The 15,472-nt window shown below is 33.6% G+C and carries 13 protein-coding genes; 5 read left to right on the top strand and 8 right to left on the bottom strand.

The window, feature by feature from the left end:
• Positions 1–149: 149 nt before the first annotated feature.
• Positions 150–932, bottom strand: coding sequence for an META domain-containing protein (locus G0Q09_RS13520; RefSeq protein WP_219035264.1), 783 nt, complete (start codon positions 930–932; stop codon positions 150–152).
• A 163-nt stretch (positions 933–1,095) separates the two neighbouring features.
• Between G0Q09_RS13520 and dnaG the strand changes: the two genes are divergently transcribed.
• From dnaG to G0Q09_RS13505, 3 genes are all read left to right on the top strand, one after another.
• Positions 1,096–3,042 (top strand): DNA primase, encoded by a 1,947-nt coding sequence (gene dnaG / locus G0Q09_RS13515; RefSeq protein ID WP_125349737.1) that lies wholly within the window; start codon positions 1,096–1,098, stop codon positions 3,040–3,042.
• A gap of 247 nt (positions 3,043–3,289) precedes the next feature.
• Positions 3,290–3,781 carry a septal ring lytic transglycosylase RlpA family protein gene (locus tag G0Q09_RS13510; protein WP_219035263.1) on the top strand — a complete coding sequence of 164 codons (492 nt, stop codon included), beginning with the start codon at positions 3,290–3,292 and terminating at the stop codon, positions 3,779–3,781.
• A gap of 488 nt (positions 3,782–4,269) precedes the next feature.
• Positions 4,270–4,581 carry a hypothetical protein gene (locus tag G0Q09_RS13505; RefSeq protein ID WP_180906125.1) on the top strand — a complete coding sequence of 104 codons (312 nt, stop codon included), beginning with the start codon at positions 4,270–4,272 and terminating at the stop codon, positions 4,579–4,581.
• 79 nt (positions 4,582–4,660) lie between these two features.
• Here the strand turns inward: G0Q09_RS13505 and G0Q09_RS13500 are convergent, their stop codons facing one another.
• Genes G0Q09_RS13500 through G0Q09_RS13475 form a run of 6 tightly spaced genes read right to left on the bottom strand, consistent with a single transcriptional unit; the run spans position 4,661 to position 13,287 of the window.
• Entirely contained in the window at positions 4,661–5,998 is a 1,338-nt protein-coding gene (locus G0Q09_RS13500; protein ID WP_219035262.1) for a hypothetical protein, read from the bottom strand.
• Between the two features lie 18 nt (positions 5,999–6,016).
• A complete protein-coding gene (locus G0Q09_RS13495) occupies positions 6,017–6,697 on the bottom strand; it encodes a c-type cytochrome (RefSeq protein ID WP_219035261.1) in 681 nt (226 codons plus the stop codon).
• The gene (locus G0Q09_RS13490) at positions 6,697–7,266 is read right to left on the bottom strand and encodes a DUF3341 domain-containing protein (RefSeq protein ID WP_221627898.1); all 570 of its coding nucleotides are present in this window, start codon (positions 7,264–7,266) and stop codon (positions 6,697–6,699) included. The genes G0Q09_RS13495 and G0Q09_RS13490 overlap by 1 nt, the downstream gene beginning before the upstream one ends.
• Positions 7,247–8,650, bottom strand: coding sequence for an NrfD/PsrC family molybdoenzyme membrane anchor subunit (gene nrfD / locus G0Q09_RS13485; RefSeq protein ID WP_038336919.1), 1,404 nt, complete (start codon positions 8,648–8,650; stop codon positions 7,247–7,249). The genes G0Q09_RS13490 and nrfD overlap by 20 nt, the downstream gene beginning before the upstream one ends.
• Before the next feature lie 34 nt (positions 8,651–8,684).
• Complete coding sequence (locus tag G0Q09_RS13480) at positions 8,685–11,846, bottom strand: TAT-variant-translocated molybdopterin oxidoreductase (RefSeq protein WP_114999473.1); 3,162 nt, start codon at positions 11,844–11,846, stop codon at positions 8,685–8,687.
• Between the two features lie 22 nt (positions 11,847–11,868).
• Positions 11,869–13,287, bottom strand: coding sequence for a c-type cytochrome (locus tag G0Q09_RS13475; protein WP_219035260.1), 1,419 nt, complete (start codon positions 13,285–13,287; stop codon positions 11,869–11,871).
• Positions 13,288–13,700: 413 nt separating this feature from the next.
• On the opposite strand from G0Q09_RS13475, the gene G0Q09_RS13470 reads away from it, so the two are divergent.
• Entirely contained in the window at positions 13,701–14,189 is a 489-nt protein-coding gene (locus G0Q09_RS13470; protein WP_219035259.1) for an SPOR domain-containing protein, read from the top strand.
• Between the two features lie 327 nt (positions 14,190–14,516).
• Here the strand turns inward: G0Q09_RS13470 and G0Q09_RS13465 are convergent, their stop codons facing one another.
• Positions 14,517–14,837: a hypothetical protein gene (locus G0Q09_RS13465; RefSeq protein ID WP_219035258.1), complete on the bottom strand. Its 321-nt coding sequence runs from the start codon at positions 14,835–14,837 to the stop codon at positions 14,517–14,519.
• A 157-nt stretch (positions 14,838–14,994) separates the two neighbouring features.
• Between G0Q09_RS13465 and G0Q09_RS13460 the strand changes: the two genes are divergently transcribed.
• Entirely contained in the window at positions 14,995–15,318 is a 324-nt protein-coding gene (locus G0Q09_RS13460) for a HopJ type III effector protein (protein WP_219035257.1), read from the top strand.
• Positions 15,319–15,472 lie beyond the last annotated feature (154 nt).

The raw sequence follows: 15,472 nt of genomic DNA, 5'->3' as shown, positions 1-15,472 counted from the left end.
CAAAACCAACTGATTTTGATTGTAATGCTTAAAATTCATAAACAACTGTATGATTATCAGATATAAATATACGAAAACCCTCAATAATAACAAAAAAAAAATCCGCCTCAGTTGTGAGACGGATTCAATGATTTATGAATTGAATTTCATTATTTTTTCTTGAAAACCATTGTTTTAACATCATTAGCAAACAAAACTAATTTTCCGTCTACAATTTCGTATTTGTTTACATTGTTAAAACGCTCTCCAAAAGCATCAGAATCTACTCCTTGACAAGCCATACGCGTAGTTGCGATGTTATTTACAGTCAATGAATTGCCAACCGCTACATAAGCTCCTGTCAAATTATTACATCCATCATTACCAGAAACTTTGTTATTTTGGAATGTTAATGTAGGTTTTTGATTTGGAAAACGATCATCTAATGATTTTGCACTTCTATCTTTACCAATAAATTCTTCTAATTCCCAAGAACCAGCTAAGGTGCCAGGACGAACAAAAGTCATGATGACAATATCTCCTTGAATTAATAATAATTTATTATCTGAAATAGAGTATTTTAATTTTCCGTTTAATTTTGAACTGAAATTAGAATCTTCTACATTTTGACAAGCTTTCATCGTAGACATCATATTACCAAATGTAATTTCATTTCCAGAAATTGTAACTCCTCCATTCAAAGTGTTACAACCATCCGAAACATTTAACATACTATTCGAAATAAAATTAAGGTAAGGAGTTCCCATTGGATAAGCTTCTGCAATAGAACCTGCCTTCATAAAATTGATTTGGCTCAACTCCCATTTTCCTAAAATAGAGTTGTTATTTGTGTTTTCAGTATTACCTATCACGTTATTAACAGTAGAACAAGATGTTAAGAATCCTGTTGCTAAAATTGCTGAAAAAGATATTTTTAAAATTATTGATTTCATAAAATTTAATTTCAAGTTTCAGTCTAATAAACGAATATCATACCAAATCTCAAAAATGTTAAAATACATTTCTACAAAGGTTTTGAAAAGATGAAGCCAAGTAAAGAATTTGTTTTAATTTTGAGAATTAATTTGTTTACATAATTCTAAAAAATAATTCAATTTGATTTCTCAAAGAACGATAGATATAATTTTCGAAACAGCTCGTGTAGAAGAAGTTGTTGGTGATTTTGTTACCCTAAAACGTGCAGGTTCTAGCTTAAAAGGACTCTCGCCTTTTGGGAACGAAAAAACACCTTCTTTTGTTGTTTCACCTGCCAAACAAATCTGGAAAGATTTTTCTTCTGGAAGAGGTGGAAATGTTGTGACTTTTTTGATGGAAGTTGAACAATTTACTTATCCAGAAGCGTTGCGATGGTTGGCAAAACGTTATAACATCGAGATTGAAGAAGATGGTGAATATACTTTTGAGCAACAACAAGAAGAAAAAGACCGCGAAAGTTTATATATCTTGACTGATTTTGCGAAGAAATTCTTCACTAATCAATTGCATAATTCGGAAGAAGGAAATTTAATTGGTCTGAGTTATTTCCGTGAACGTGGTTTCACCAAAGAAACTATCGATAAATTTGAACTTGGTTATTCGCCAAAACAATGGGATGCTTTTGCTGAATATGCCTTAAAAAATGGTTATTCAAAAGAATTAATTGAAGAAGCTGGTTTAGCAACTTTCAAAGAAGATAATAAGAAATATGATAAGTTTCGCGAACGTGTTATGTTTCCTATTTATAGTTTTTCTGGTAGAACATTAGGTTTTGGTGGACGAATTTTGCGAAATGATGCCAAAGCTGCTAAATATTTAAACTCTCCCGAAAATAAAATTTACCATAAAAGTAAAACGCTTTACGGATTATTTCAGGCAAAGCAACACATTATAAAAGCCGATCAATGTTTTTTGGTTGAAGGTTATACAGATGTTTTGTCTCTGCATCAAGCTGGAATACAAAATGTGGTGGCGAGTTCTGGAACAGCACTTACAAATGAGCAAATTCGTTTGATAAAACGTTTGACAGAGAACATCATTGTGATGTACGATGGCGATAATGCTGGTATCAAAGCTTCTTTTCGCGGAATTGATATGATTTTGGAACAAGAAATGAATGTCAAAATTCTATTGTTACCAGAGGGCGAAGATCCGGATTCGTTTGCGAAAAAACATTCGACAACAGAAATCGAAGCGTATATAAAAGAAAATGCCTCCGATTTCATTCGTTTTAAGGCAAATGTTTTGTTGGAAGATGCGAAGAATGATCCTATCAAAAAAGCGGAATTAATTAGAGAAATTGTCAAATCGATTTCACTTATTCCGAATATTATCAAGCAGGAGGTTTACATTGCAGAAACTTCTAAAATTATGGAAATTCGAGAAGAGGTTTTGTTCAAAGAATTGGCTCAATTGCAAAATTCTGCCGATAAATCAACTTCTTCGTCTTCTCATATTACAGATAATTCGCGAACGAAAAAACCTTCTATTTCGGTTGTTGCTTCTACAAAAGAAGTAATTAATGTTCAACAAACTGTAGAAAATGAAATCATTAAGCTAATTATGCAATTTGGTGATTTGGAAGTTGATTTGAAGAACGAGAACAACGAGCTATATAAAACAACGGTTAACCAAGAAATTATTTCTCAATTTGATGAAAACGAGTTGAGTTTGAGTAATCCACTTTATCAATCTATTTTAGAAGAAGTGAAAGTTGGTTTGAGAAATGATGAATTGCGAACAGGAACTTATTTTTCGCGATTAACCAATCCAGAAATTGTACAGCTTGCTTCAGAAATGATGTTGGAAAAACATAATTTGAGTGAAAACTGGACAGTAAAACAAGGCATCAACATTAAGAAAAAAGAAGAATTTGTGCACAAAGATTTATTTGATGTTTTACTTCGCTTCAAAATTATTTACATAGATAATATGATTAAAGAATTGATGCATCAAACAAAAAATCCTGAATTATCAATTGAAGAAACGAATCAAATTCTTCAACAAATTATGCGTTTTACTGGATTAAAAAATATCTTAAATCAACATCTTAATCGCGTCATTTAATTTAACATTTACTGATTAAAATCACAACTAACTGACTAATAAATATTTACATAAAAATTACAAATAGTTCTTAAAAATTTTAATAAGTGACTATATTTTTAACTTATTGTTAACAATTCTTTCTAAAGCTACTAAACATAGACATTTAGGTCTCTTTTATTTTCTGAAAATCATTAGAAAAAACTATGCATGTACAAACAAAATCTATTATGCTTATTTTAGATAAAGATTCAGAAAGAACTAAAGAATGACAAAGAATATTTTAACATTATTAGTAATGCTGATGATTATCCCAATGGCTCAAGCTAAAGGAAAATCAAACTTTTCAATAGAAAATCCGTTACCAGTTACTATAACTAAAAATTTGAAACTTAATTTAATCAATAAATTTTCAGATTTTAATAAAACAGATAACACTGCGATTTCGGAAATTGTTGAAAAAGCTGGAAAAAAAGTAAGTGGAATTGTATCATGGTATGCTGATAAATTTCACGGTAAAAAAACTTCTAGTGGCGAGTTATATAACAAAAATAACTTAACTGCAGCCCACAAAACTTTACCATTCGGTACAAAAGTCAAAGTAACCAATACAAATAACGGAAAATCTGTTGTTGTAAAAATAAACGATAGAGGACCACATACAAAATCTCGTTTATTGGATTTGAGTAAAGCAGCGTTTACTTCTATAGGTTCTATTAATGCGGGAACATTAAACGTAGAAATGGAAGTTGTAGAGTAAAACAATTTTTAGATATTAAAAAAGAAAAGGATTGAACAATGTTCAATCCTTTTCTTTTTTAATCATTATGATGTTTATGATGCCCTTTCTTTTTATAATAATTCCCATTATTTTTCTTTTGTTGACCTGGTGCATATCGTTTTGCAGATTTATCACCGTGTACTTTTTTGTGTTGACCTGGTGGTAAGCTACGATGGTCATCATATCTTACTTCGTACTTCGGATATTTCTTATACTTCTTTTAGTGTTTATGCTGATGCTCTAATCCATATATAGTTGTAGAACCATCACACGATACCAAAAATAAAGCAGCGAGGGCAAAAAACGCAATCAAGTTAATTTTTTTTAATACTATTAGTTTCATAATCATATTCATTATATTCACTTTGGGATAATACAATAACCTTACCAAAAAATACTTTACTATATTTTAATGAATATACTGATTGGAATAGTATTTGAGAATCAATAATTAAACTATTAAAATTATGAAAGAAAAAATCCAATACCGCTACAAAACAACAAACGAAGCCTTAGACGAACTAAAAGAAAATGGTTTTACGATTGACTATAATATCGAAAAAGATCAATTAAAACAAGCTCCTGAAATCTTTGATATCGTGTGTATTTATCGTTACGAAGGAATGTCTGATCCTGATGACGAATCTTCGGTTTATGGTATAATCAATAATCAAAACGGAGATAAAGGTGTTTACGTGGTTGGAAATTTATCAACAGATGACGATGTCGATCATTTCTTGGTTGATTTGGAAATAAAACGTAGAACAATTCAAGAATAAGAATATTACAATTATTAATCAAATAAAAAAGCTCGATGCAAATGCATCGAGCTTTTTAGATTTTATAACATCTTTCTAATTAGAAAGGATATTCATAAATTTTTGATTCGTGGAAGTAAGGGTGACCTTTTGCTTCTAAGTTTAATTTAGAAACTGCATTCATAACTACGAATGTAAATAATCCACCGATTCCAACTAATGCTCCAATTTCCATTAAACCAAAGTTGTGGAATGGTCCAACAGCTGCTGGCATAATTTGGTTGTAGAAATCCCAGTAGTGTCCAAAAATGATAACAAATCCCATCGCGAAAACGATTTGATAACGACGTTTCATGCTTGAAGAAATTAAAATCAAGAATGGAGCTACTAAGTTAATAATCAACATCCAGAAATATAATGGGTATTGCGCCATACGTTGTTGGAAGTATTGAGCTTCCTCAGGAATGTTTGCGTACCATTGTAACATGAATTGACAGAACCATAAGTATGACCATAATAATGAGAAACCGAACATGAATTTTGTTAAATCGTGTAAGTGGTTATCATTGAATAATGGTAAAGCGTTCTTTCTTTTTAAGTAGATAGAAATAATTGCCATAATAGAAACCGCAGAAACTAAGTATGAAACCATTCCGTACCACATAAATAATGAAGAGAACCAGTGTGGATCTAAAGACATCACGAAATCCCAAGCAAATGCTGCAGAACAAATTGCGAAAATCACTAAGTAAATTACTGATTTTTTGTACAATTGAGCGTACACTTTTAAGTCTCCGTTTGTCTCATCTAATTTGCGTGTTGCGTTTTTAATTACTGGTAACATTAAAGATAATACTACTAAGTAAATAACACAACGTATTAACCAGAAGTTAGGGCTTAACCAAAGTTGAGCTTTGTTTGCCATGTAGATATCATACTTCTCGCTATCAGGATTTATTAAATCAGCATCCATCCAGTGGAATAAGTGATTCATATGAAAATAAGATCCTAAAACGATGATAGCTACAAGTACAGAACCAACTGGTAAAAATGACGCGATAGCCTCCATAACACGAGATACTACTATAGACCAACCAGCGTTAGCTACGAATTGAATACATAAGAAAAACAACGCAGATGCCGCAATACCAAACGATAAATAAGCTGGTACATAGAAAGCAGCCCAAGGTCTGTTTTTCAATAAATTTGTCAAATGCTCCATGTGTCCAGCATGATCTGTGTTCATAGATGCATAAGAATCTGAAATGTAGTCACCAAAAAATTGAGTTGGGTGAGCTTCAATCAAACCGTTAATATATTCAGTTGAATTAGCAACATCTTGTTGATGTAAGAAAAATCCTATCCCGTAAAGTACAACACCTATAACAGCTAAGATAAGTGATGCATTTTTTAATCTTGGGGAAAATGTATATTGCATAATAATTAACTTATTTTATTATTTATTAGTTGCTGTTTCAGTTTCTGTTGCAGGTTTTGCTTCAGCAGTTGCGTCTCCAGCAGGAGCAGCGGCAGCTGTAGTAGCACCTTTCAAACTCATTACATATTCAGCAACTCTCCAACGGTCTGCAGGAGTCAATTGAGATGCGTAAGAACCCATCGCATTTTTTCCGTACATAATTACATGATAAACAGAACCTACTGTAACATCTCTTTCGCTATAATTAGGAACACCTGAATAAGCTTTAGATTTTACAATTGAACCTTGTCCATCACCAGCTTCACCGTGACAAACTGCACAATTTTGTCCAAACAATAACTTACCTCTTTCTAAGTCTGCAGCTTTGTTAGCCGCATTCAAAGGAGAAACAGTTACTGCTTTTGCTTGTGCATAACCAGCGTTATTGTTTTTGAAAGTCCATGGTAAAATATCACCATCTGTTCTTGCAACAGCACCTTCTACAGATTCTAATGCAGACATATTATGATTTTTACTTAATACAGGAACTTCAGAGTTTTCTTCGTCATGAGGGTAACCAAAAGTTGCCTTTTCATAAGGATCATATGCCGTAGGATAATACATATCTGGCATATATACGATACTTGCGTGACGTTTTTTATCAGAACAAGAAGTGATAATAATACTTCCTAATCCTATAAGTAATGCTATCTTTTTCATTATGCTTCTTGTACTAAATTGTTAACACTTGGTTCTACGACTACATCACCTTTTACAGTTACTTCTTCAGCACCAGTTTCTACAAATACATTTTTGATTTTCTCAACATCAGCTGTTCTGATTTCGATTAAGAATTTATCATCTGTTGTACGTGGATCTGGGTTTTTAGCTTTAGCACCTGGGTACATTTTGTTACGCACTAAGTATGTTAATGACATAAAGTGCGCTGCACAGAATACTGTCAACTCGAACATAATAGGAACGAAAGCTGGCATATTCTCACCCCAAGAAAAAGATGGTTTCCCTCCAATATCTTGAGCCCAGTCATGGTTCATAATAAACCATGTCATCAAAGATGCTAACGTTGTACCAAATGCACCGTAGAAGAAAGCAAGGTCAGAAATACGAGTTTTCTTTAATCCTAAGGCTTTATCTAAACCGTGTACAGGGAAAGGTGTATATACTTCATCTATCGTAATACCTTGTTTACGAATAGATTTTACTGCTTTTAATAAATCATCATCGTCTCCGTAAAGACCATAAACGATTTTAGTGTTCGTGATGCTCATCTTCAGTATGATGTTTTTTATAGCTTTCGCCTGATGATTTCAAAATAGTTTTTAATTCAGATTGTGAAATAACTGGGAATGTACGTGCGTACAATAAGTATAACACAGAAAAGAATCCCATAGTACCTAAGAAGATACCTACGTCTACCCATGAAGGCATAAACATTGTCCAGCTCGATGGTAAATAGTCACGAGATAAGTTGATAACGATAATATCAAAACGCTCGAACCACATACCGATGTTAACTACGATAGAGATAACGAATGTCCAGAAGAAGTTTCTTCTGATTGGACGAATCCATAATAATCCTGGTACTAAAACGTTACAGATAATTAACGCCCAGAATGCCCACCAATAAGGTCCTGTTGCTGCTCCTGGAGAGAAGTATGTAAAGTCTTCGTAACGAGATCCTGAATACCAAGCGATCCATAACTCTGTTAAGTATGCTACTGCAACCATACCACCTGTTACAACGATTACAATATTCATGTACTCGATGTGTTTACGTGTGATATAATCTTCGTAGTGTAAAACTTTACGCATTACACTTAATAATGTTTGTACCATCGCGAAACCAGAGAAAATAGCTCCAGCAACGAAATATGGAGGATATACTGTTGAGTGCCATCCTTTGATTACCGACGTTGCGAAGTCAAAAGATACAATCGTGTGTACCGAGAATACTAACGGTGTACATAAACCAGCTAATACCAAAGATAACTCTTCGAAACGTTGCCAGTGTTTTGCTCCACCACCCCATCCGAATGATAAGATTCCGTAGATTTTCTTAGCGAATGGTTTTGTTGCACGGTCACGTACCATAGCGAAGTCAGGAATTAATCCCATCAACCAGAAAACTGTTGATACAGAGAAATACGTAGAAATCGCGAATACGTCCCATAATAATGGTGAGTTAAAGTTAGGCCATAAAGATCCAAATTGGTTAGGAATTGGGAATACCCAGTACATTAACCATGGACGACCCATATGAATTACAGGGAATAACGCTGCCTGTACAACGGCGAAGATTGTCATGGCTTCCGCAGAACGGTTAACCGACATTCTCCATTTTTGACGGAATAATAATAAAACGGCTGAGATTAACGTACCAGCGTGACCGATACCTACCCACCATACGAAGTTGGTGATATCCCAACCCCAGTTAATCGTTCTATTCAATCCCCATACACCAATACCAGTTCCTACTGTATAAGCAATTGCTCCAACACCAAAGATGAATGCAACCATTGCTATACTGAAACATGTCCACCACAATTTACTTGCTGGCGTCTCAATTGGACGAGCAATGTCTACTGTGATATCGTGGTAGGTTTTATGTCCTAAAATAAGGGGTTCTCTTACCTGTGATTCGTAATGTGACATATTTGTTTACCTTATTAATTCTTTACTAATTTAATTAAGCTTGTTCTTTTCTGTTTCTAACTTTTACTTGATAGATAACGTTTGGTTTTGTACCAATTTCTTCTAATAAAACATAAGAACGTTTATCTTTCGATGCTGCTCTTACTTCAGATTTATCATCATTGATATCACCAAATTTCATCGCACCTGTTCCACAAGCAGCAGCACAAGCAGCAGCAGCCATAAACTCTTCGTCTTTAACTACTCTGTTCTCTTTCTTAGCTTTTAAGATTGCAGCTTGAGTTTGTTGGATACAGAATGAACATTTCTCAATTACTCCTCGTGTACGTACAACAACATCTGGGTTAAGTACCATACGACCTAAATCATTGTTCATGTGGAAGTCGTATTTATCATTGTTCGCCCAGTTAAACCAGTTGAAACGACGTACTTTATAAGGACAGTTATTTGCACAATAACGAGTACCAACACAACGGTTATAAGCCATCATGTTTTGACCTTGACGACCATGAGATGTTGCACCTACTGGACACACAGTCTCACAAGGAGCGTGGTTACAGTGTTGACACATTAATGGTTGGAAAATCACATCTGGATTTTCAGCCTCTGGCTTAATTAAACGTGTATATTGTTGTGGCTCGTTATCTGGATCTAATTCTAACGCTACTTTCTGAGTTAAACGTCCATTAGGATCGTTATAAGTTACATCAGAGTAGTAACGGTCGATTCTTAACCAATACATATCTCTCGACATACGCATTTGCTCTTTACCAACAGTTGGCACGTTGTTTTCTGCTTGACAAGCAATTACACACGCTCCACATCCTGTACAAGAGTTCATATCAATTGTTAAATTGAAGTGAGGCCCTGTAGAACGATCAAAACTAGCCCATAAATCTACTTCACCTACTGGAGAATCTCCTCTCCATGTTGGCATCTTCGCAACTGGATTCCATTCTTGACGATCTGTGTTGATGAAATCTGCTAAAGAAACTTCTCTTGCGATTTCGTAACGTCCCATCAATGTTGGTTGTTGTTGCATGTTAGCAAATTCGTGTTTATCTGAACGAGAAGATTTTTCGATCTTAACGTTAGATGCACCTACATTACCAGTGTATAATGCGAAAGCGTTAACCCCTACATTATTTGCAACTTTACCAGCTTTTGTACGACCGTAACCGAAAGCTAAACCTACAGTTCCGATTGCTTGACCTGGTTGGATGAATACTGGAACATTTTCTAAAACTACTCCATTAACAGTTAAGTTTACATACTCACCGTCAAATTGCATTCTTCCGTTTGTAACGTTGTAGTTATCTTGAATTTTGATTCCTAATTTTTCCGCATCATTTGGATTAACTGTTAAATAGTTATCCCAAGAGTTACGTGTAATTGGATCTGGTAATTCTTGTAACCAAGGATTGTTTGCTTGTGTACCATCTCCTAAACCAGCTTTAGAATAGAATTGAATCTCCCATTCTGTCGCTTTACCAGCAGCTAATTTTGTAGCAGCAGCTGCAGCAACACCAGTGTTAGCAGTAAATGTAGAAGTTTCAGTCGCTTCATTATAACCATTGTATAATGCTTTGTTGAAATCTACACCTAATTTTGGTAAAATAGCTGATTCCCAGTTTTGTTTTACATATAAGTAATATGGAGAAACTTTTTGTCTAGTTGCAGAAACCGCCATCACCATAATTGGATCATTTGGATCTTCTACTTCTGTTACTTTAGTTACTCCTGTCATCCATGCGATTAATGAATCTTGGAATTGACGAGAATCAAATACACGTGGAATTGTTGGTTGTTGTAATGAATAAACACCTGTTAATGGGTTGAAATCATTCCAAGACTCTAAACCGTGAGTAACTGGAGCAATAACGTCCATTACTGATGCAGTTTCGTCTAATTTTTCAACTAAACCAACTTTAAGTCCAATGTTTTTGAAAGCTGCTTCAATTTCTTTTGCATTTTTAGCATTGTAAATTGGATTTGTTTGGAAGTTTAATAAAACTCCAACTTGTCCAGCTTTAGCTTCTGCAACAAATTGATTAAATACAGCGTCGTTAGACTCTTTTAATAAAACAGCTTTATCAGAAACTGCAGCTGATCCTAACAATTGGTTAATTGCGTATGCAATTGCGTATGCTTCTTTCGAACCATCAGCCATAACAACCGCTTTAGAACCTTTTGCTGTTAATTCAGCAGCAATAGCTAATGCTTCTTTAGATGAAGCTGAACCACCTGCTAATTTATTATAAACTTCAGCCAATACTTTTTCAGTATCAGTTGGTTTTAATGGATAACGTGTATCAGCATTTGCTCCTGTTAAAGATAAAACAGATTCTACTTGGATGTGACGCATCATTTTTGCTCCTGGTTTACGAGCAATACCATAATCACCTTCCATTCCACCACCATTATAATCACCTAAGAAATCTGCGTTGAAAGAAACAACTAATTCAGCATTCTTAAGATCGTAGAATGGCAATTCTCTTTTTCCATAAACTTCTTGCGCTGCGTCTAATGCATTCGTAGAAGAAATTGCATCATAAACAACGTGTTGAGTTGTTGGATATTTTGTTGCAAACTCAGCAATCAACTTTTTAGTTGTTGGTGAAGGTAAAGATGAAGTTAAAATAACTACTTTTTTCCCTCCTACTGATGCTAATGCTTTTGTTACACGGGCATCAAGCTCTTTCCAAGATGTTGCTTTGAAGTTTTCACCTGCGTTTGTTAAAGGTGATTTTATTTTATCAGAATCGTATAATGATAATACAGATGCCTGAACACGTGCATTTGTAGAACCATAATATTTTGCGCCTTTGTTTGCATCAATTCTAATAGGACGACCTTCTCTTGTACGTACTAATACGTTCGCGTAATCGTATCCATCAAAAATTGTAGATGCATAATAAGTAGGTACACCAGGCATAATGTTTTCTGGTTTCACTACATAAGGAACAGATTTTACGATTGGAGCTTCACAGGCTGCTAAAGTAACAGCAGCTGTACTGAACCCTAAAATCTTCAAAAAGTCACGTCGTGAAGTTTGACTATTCTCCATGGCGTTATCATTCCCTAAGAAATTATCTACAGGAATTTCTTCTGCAAATTCGTTGGTAGTTAACTTTTCATTTAATGTATTGTCAGTTAACTCCTCAAAACTTTTCCAGTAATTTTTCTTCGAAGCCATTTATACTCCTCTCTTTTTTATATTAATAATGACATTTACCACACTCTAAACCTCCGATAGCATCAACTGTAATCTTAGTTGCGTCACCGTACTGTTTTTTCAGTTTTTCGTGTAGTTCTGCGTAATATTCTTTGTTATACTCGTTGTCCATATCTACCTCAGTAGTTCTGTGACACTCGATACACCATCCCATTGTGAAATCATTCGCCATTTTCACTTCGTTCATTTCATCAACACGTCCGTGACATGCAAAACAAACTTGGTCTCCTGATCCAATGTTCAATTCTTTAGCATTTGGAATAGTTCCATCTTTAATCGCTTTCTTAATCGCTTTCTCTCCAGCTACAACGTGTTGTGCGTGGCTAAAGAATACGAAATCTGGCATATTGTGGATACGTACCCATTCGATTGGTTTTTGTGGACCATCGTATTTGTTCGTTTCTGGATTCCATCCAATAGCTTTATACATTTTTTGGATTTCTCCTGTATAGAAATTCTTAACTGCTTCCTCATCAGCGAATTTACCAGAAGTGATTAATTCTTCTTCGAAGTAATCTCCTTTGTATTCTTTGATTGTTTTGTGACAGTTCATACATACGTTTGGTGAAGGAATTCCAGACACTTTACCGTATTTAGCAGAACTGTGACAGTACTGACAGTCAATCCCCTGAACACCTGCGTGTACTTTGTGAGAGAAATAAATTGGTTGTTCCGGTTCATAACCTTTATCAACACCAATTCCCATTAATCCCCAATAAACATTATACAATGCAAAGAATGCTAATACAGCAATTGCAACTGTTCCAACTTTTTGGTATTTTTGGAAGAAGTTTGCGAAAGAAAAAGCAGCTTTTTCTTCTTTAGAATCTAAATCATCAGTTGCAGTTGCTTTAACTAATGCATTAACGCGAACCAAGATCCACAATAATAATACCGCTAAAACAACAAAACCTACTGCAATTACTCCTGAATTAGCTCCACCTCCTTGTGCAGCCTCAGCAGCTTTTTTCGCAGCGGCTTCTTTCTTTTTCGCAGCTTTAGCTTCTTCAAAAGCCTTAACTCCTGCATCAGGATCAGCTGTATATGCTAAAATATTATCAATATCACCTTCTGATAAGTTAGGGAAAGCTAACATTTCAGTGTTATTGTAATCAGCATAAATTTTGTTTGCATACGCATCTCCTGATTCACGCAAAGCTTTGTTGTCCTTAATCCAAGCGTGTAACCACTCTTTTCCAAGTCCAGCTTCTTCTTGTACGCGTTTCTCAACATTACGTAATTCCGGCCCAATTAATTTACCATCAATCTGGTGACATGCAGTACAGTTGGCTTCGAATAATTCGTAACCTTTTCCTGCATCTTGGGCATTTGCTAGGGAGAACGTCGATAGTATTATCGCGCAGCTCCATAAACGTATTCTTTTTAGAAATCTTGCCTTCATTTACTTAAATAATCTCAGTTCGTTGTTTCTTTTAACTCGTTTTTATTTGAACACTTAACAACAGCAAAAATAGCTTCAATACTTAACAAAATCATAAAGTTTATATACTGAACTTTATCATTGAGCTTAATTTAAAACAATTCTAAATTAATTGTTAAAAAATATAGCTCTATAAATAATATTTATTCAATCAACATAAGAGATGATTAACTTGAAAAAAAGTCCCATTTAACATAACTATATAAAAATATAAAGTTTAAACTCTTTCAAATTGTCAATCAATAATATTCAACTAAATTCTTTTTTTAATTTATTTTAAAAATTGGAACAATATTAGTTGTAGGAAAATAAAAGACTATAAAATTTAATAACTTAATTGTAAAAAGTATATTTGCACAAATTAATTTCATCTTATGAAAAAATTTATCTTTTTATTCCTTATTACTTTTTCTTCTTGCATTTTTGCTCAAGATAAAATTGATACCGTTCAAATTATCAACAATGGTACATTGAATATGGAAATTGATAGTAGAATAAATAATGTATTAAAAGCAAAAGAAGACGCTGTTTGTAGTTATACCACTACTGTAAAGAAACCGACAGAGAAAAAACCAGTTATACAATCTAATGATCCTTGCGCAGGTACACCACAAGTGAATGGTTTTAAAATTCAGATTTATTATTCGAAAGATAGAAAAGATGCAGAGAAGGTAAGAAATGAATTTGCGCGTTCTTATCCAGACTTATCATCACAAACAGCTTATTTCTCACCAGATTATCGCGTTTTAGTTGGAGATTATTTTACAAGAGCTTCAGCTTCGAAAGATATTCGTCGTTTGAAATCAAAATATAACAGTGCTTTTTCTATTCCGTTCAAGGTTTTATGTAGAAAAGCGAAATAATATTTTATAAAAAGGAAAATGTATCCTTATCACAACAAAATAAAACAACGAATAAAGAACGGTGAATTAATTTCGTTTGAATTTGTAGAAAAATATAAAAATATTTCTCCATGTTTAGTTTTATATTTCAAAACAGAACCTTTTATACGACCTATTCGCGAGCATCGTTTTTCTGAATATAGACTATTACTAAAAACAGAAAACGATTAACTTTCTTTAGAAATTTAAAATTTATTCGAAAAATATAAAAAAGCGTTATCAATTTTCTTGGTAACGCTTTTTTATATTTTAATGGTAATATTTAGTAGTTGATTCATGCTTTTGTTTTTAGTTGTTCAGAATTCTGCCTCTGCCTTCAATTTCTAATTGAATAAGTATCGATGCTAAATTTGTTTGTACAAATCCCAAATTACCTGCAACTAAAACACCTTTTTCTCCTGTCGATATTTTTTCGATTCCGTAAACACTTGATTCATCTTCAGGATTCGAATTTCCTTCGTAACGATAGATGTAAATAATTCTAAAATCGTGCGGATGATCAATCAAATCACTTTCTAATAAATTAAAATCTTCTTGATATCCTTTTTCCGCAAGTTTACGTAACGCAACACTTGACGTTTCATAATTAAATTGCCTTCTTTCAAACATAAAATTTACTTTTACTTGGTTAATACTTATAAATCTAATTAATTAATAGACAGAAAGTTGTTAAACATACGTTAACAATTTGATGACATAAAAAATTTAACATACTTAATGATTTATTGTATTCGAAATAAGTTCTTATTTTTGACAAAAAGATAAAATGATTTTAGAAAAATTAAACCAAAACGAAGCAAATTTTGCTGATGTTATCGCACATATCGAAGAAAATTATACTTATACAGCTTCTGCATTTGTAAATGGAAATCAGGAAAATGCTGTTGATCAAAACCAAGGAAGTGCAAAAGTTTTTGCGTTCGCAAAATTGAATAATTTTTCGGAAGATGATACCTTAAAATTATTTGCAGAACATTATCAAGCTGTATTAGATTCGCCAGAAGGAACAGACCACAACAACATTCGTCAATTTATGAAGAACGGTTGGAATGGTGTCAAATTTGAAAACGAAGTATTGAGAAAGAAATAATCTCGATAAGAATAATTAGAATAAACAAAAAGAATCCGTCTCACAACAAAATTTGAGGCGGATTTTTTATTTCGGTAAAATGTATATTATTTTGGAAAATAGAAAAAGTTGTCCTCTTTAGGCAACTTTCTTTCTTAGATTGTGTGCTAAAGCG

Origin of the sequence: Empedobacter falsenii (assembly GCF_019308355.1) — a bacterium.
Classification (GTDB): domain Bacteria; phylum Bacteroidota; class Bacteroidia; order Flavobacteriales; family Weeksellaceae; genus Empedobacter; species Empedobacter falsenii_B.
This window is presented reverse-complemented; position numbering and strand designations above follow the sequence as displayed.

Excerpts from the sequence above, each read along its gene's own strand:
- G0Q09_RS13480 (WP_114999473.1), bottom strand. The coding sequence starts at position 11,846 with ATGGCTTCGAAGAAAAATTACTGGAAAAGTTTTGAGGAGTTAACTGAC.
- nrfD (WP_038336919.1), bottom strand. The coding sequence starts at position 8,650 with ATGTCACATTACGAATCACAGGTAAGAGAACCCCTTATTTTAGGACAT.
- G0Q09_RS13495 (WP_219035261.1), bottom strand. The coding sequence starts at position 6,697 with ATGAAAAAGATAGCATTACTTATAGGATTAGGAAGTATTATTATCACT.
- G0Q09_RS13500 (WP_219035262.1), bottom strand. The coding sequence starts at position 5,998 with ATGCAATATACATTTTCCCCAAGATTAAAAAATGCATCACTTATCTTA.
- G0Q09_RS13490 (WP_221627898.1), bottom strand. The coding sequence starts at position 7,266 with ATGAGCATCACGAACACTAAAATCGTTTATGGTCTTTACGGAGACGAT.
- G0Q09_RS13465 (WP_219035258.1), bottom strand. The coding sequence starts at position 14,837 with ATGTTTGAAAGAAGGCAATTTAATTATGAAACGTCAAGTGTTGCGTTA.
- G0Q09_RS13470 (WP_219035259.1), top strand. The coding sequence starts at position 13,701 with ATGAAAAAATTTATCTTTTTATTCCTTATTACTTTTTCTTCTTGCATT.
- G0Q09_RS13505 (WP_180906125.1), top strand. The coding sequence starts at position 4,270 with ATGAAAGAAAAAATCCAATACCGCTACAAAACAACAAACGAAGCCTTA.
- G0Q09_RS13520 (WP_219035264.1), bottom strand. The coding sequence starts at position 932 with ATGAAATCAATAATTTTAAAAATATCTTTTTCAGCAATTTTAGCAACA.
- G0Q09_RS13510 (WP_219035263.1), top strand. The coding sequence starts at position 3,290 with ATGACAAAGAATATTTTAACATTATTAGTAATGCTGATGATTATCCCA.
- G0Q09_RS13460 (WP_219035257.1), top strand. The coding sequence starts at position 14,995 with ATGATTTTAGAAAAATTAAACCAAAACGAAGCAAATTTTGCTGATGTT.
- G0Q09_RS13475 (WP_219035260.1), bottom strand. The coding sequence starts at position 13,287 with ATGAAGGCAAGATTTCTAAAAAGAATACGTTTATGGAGCTGCGCGATA.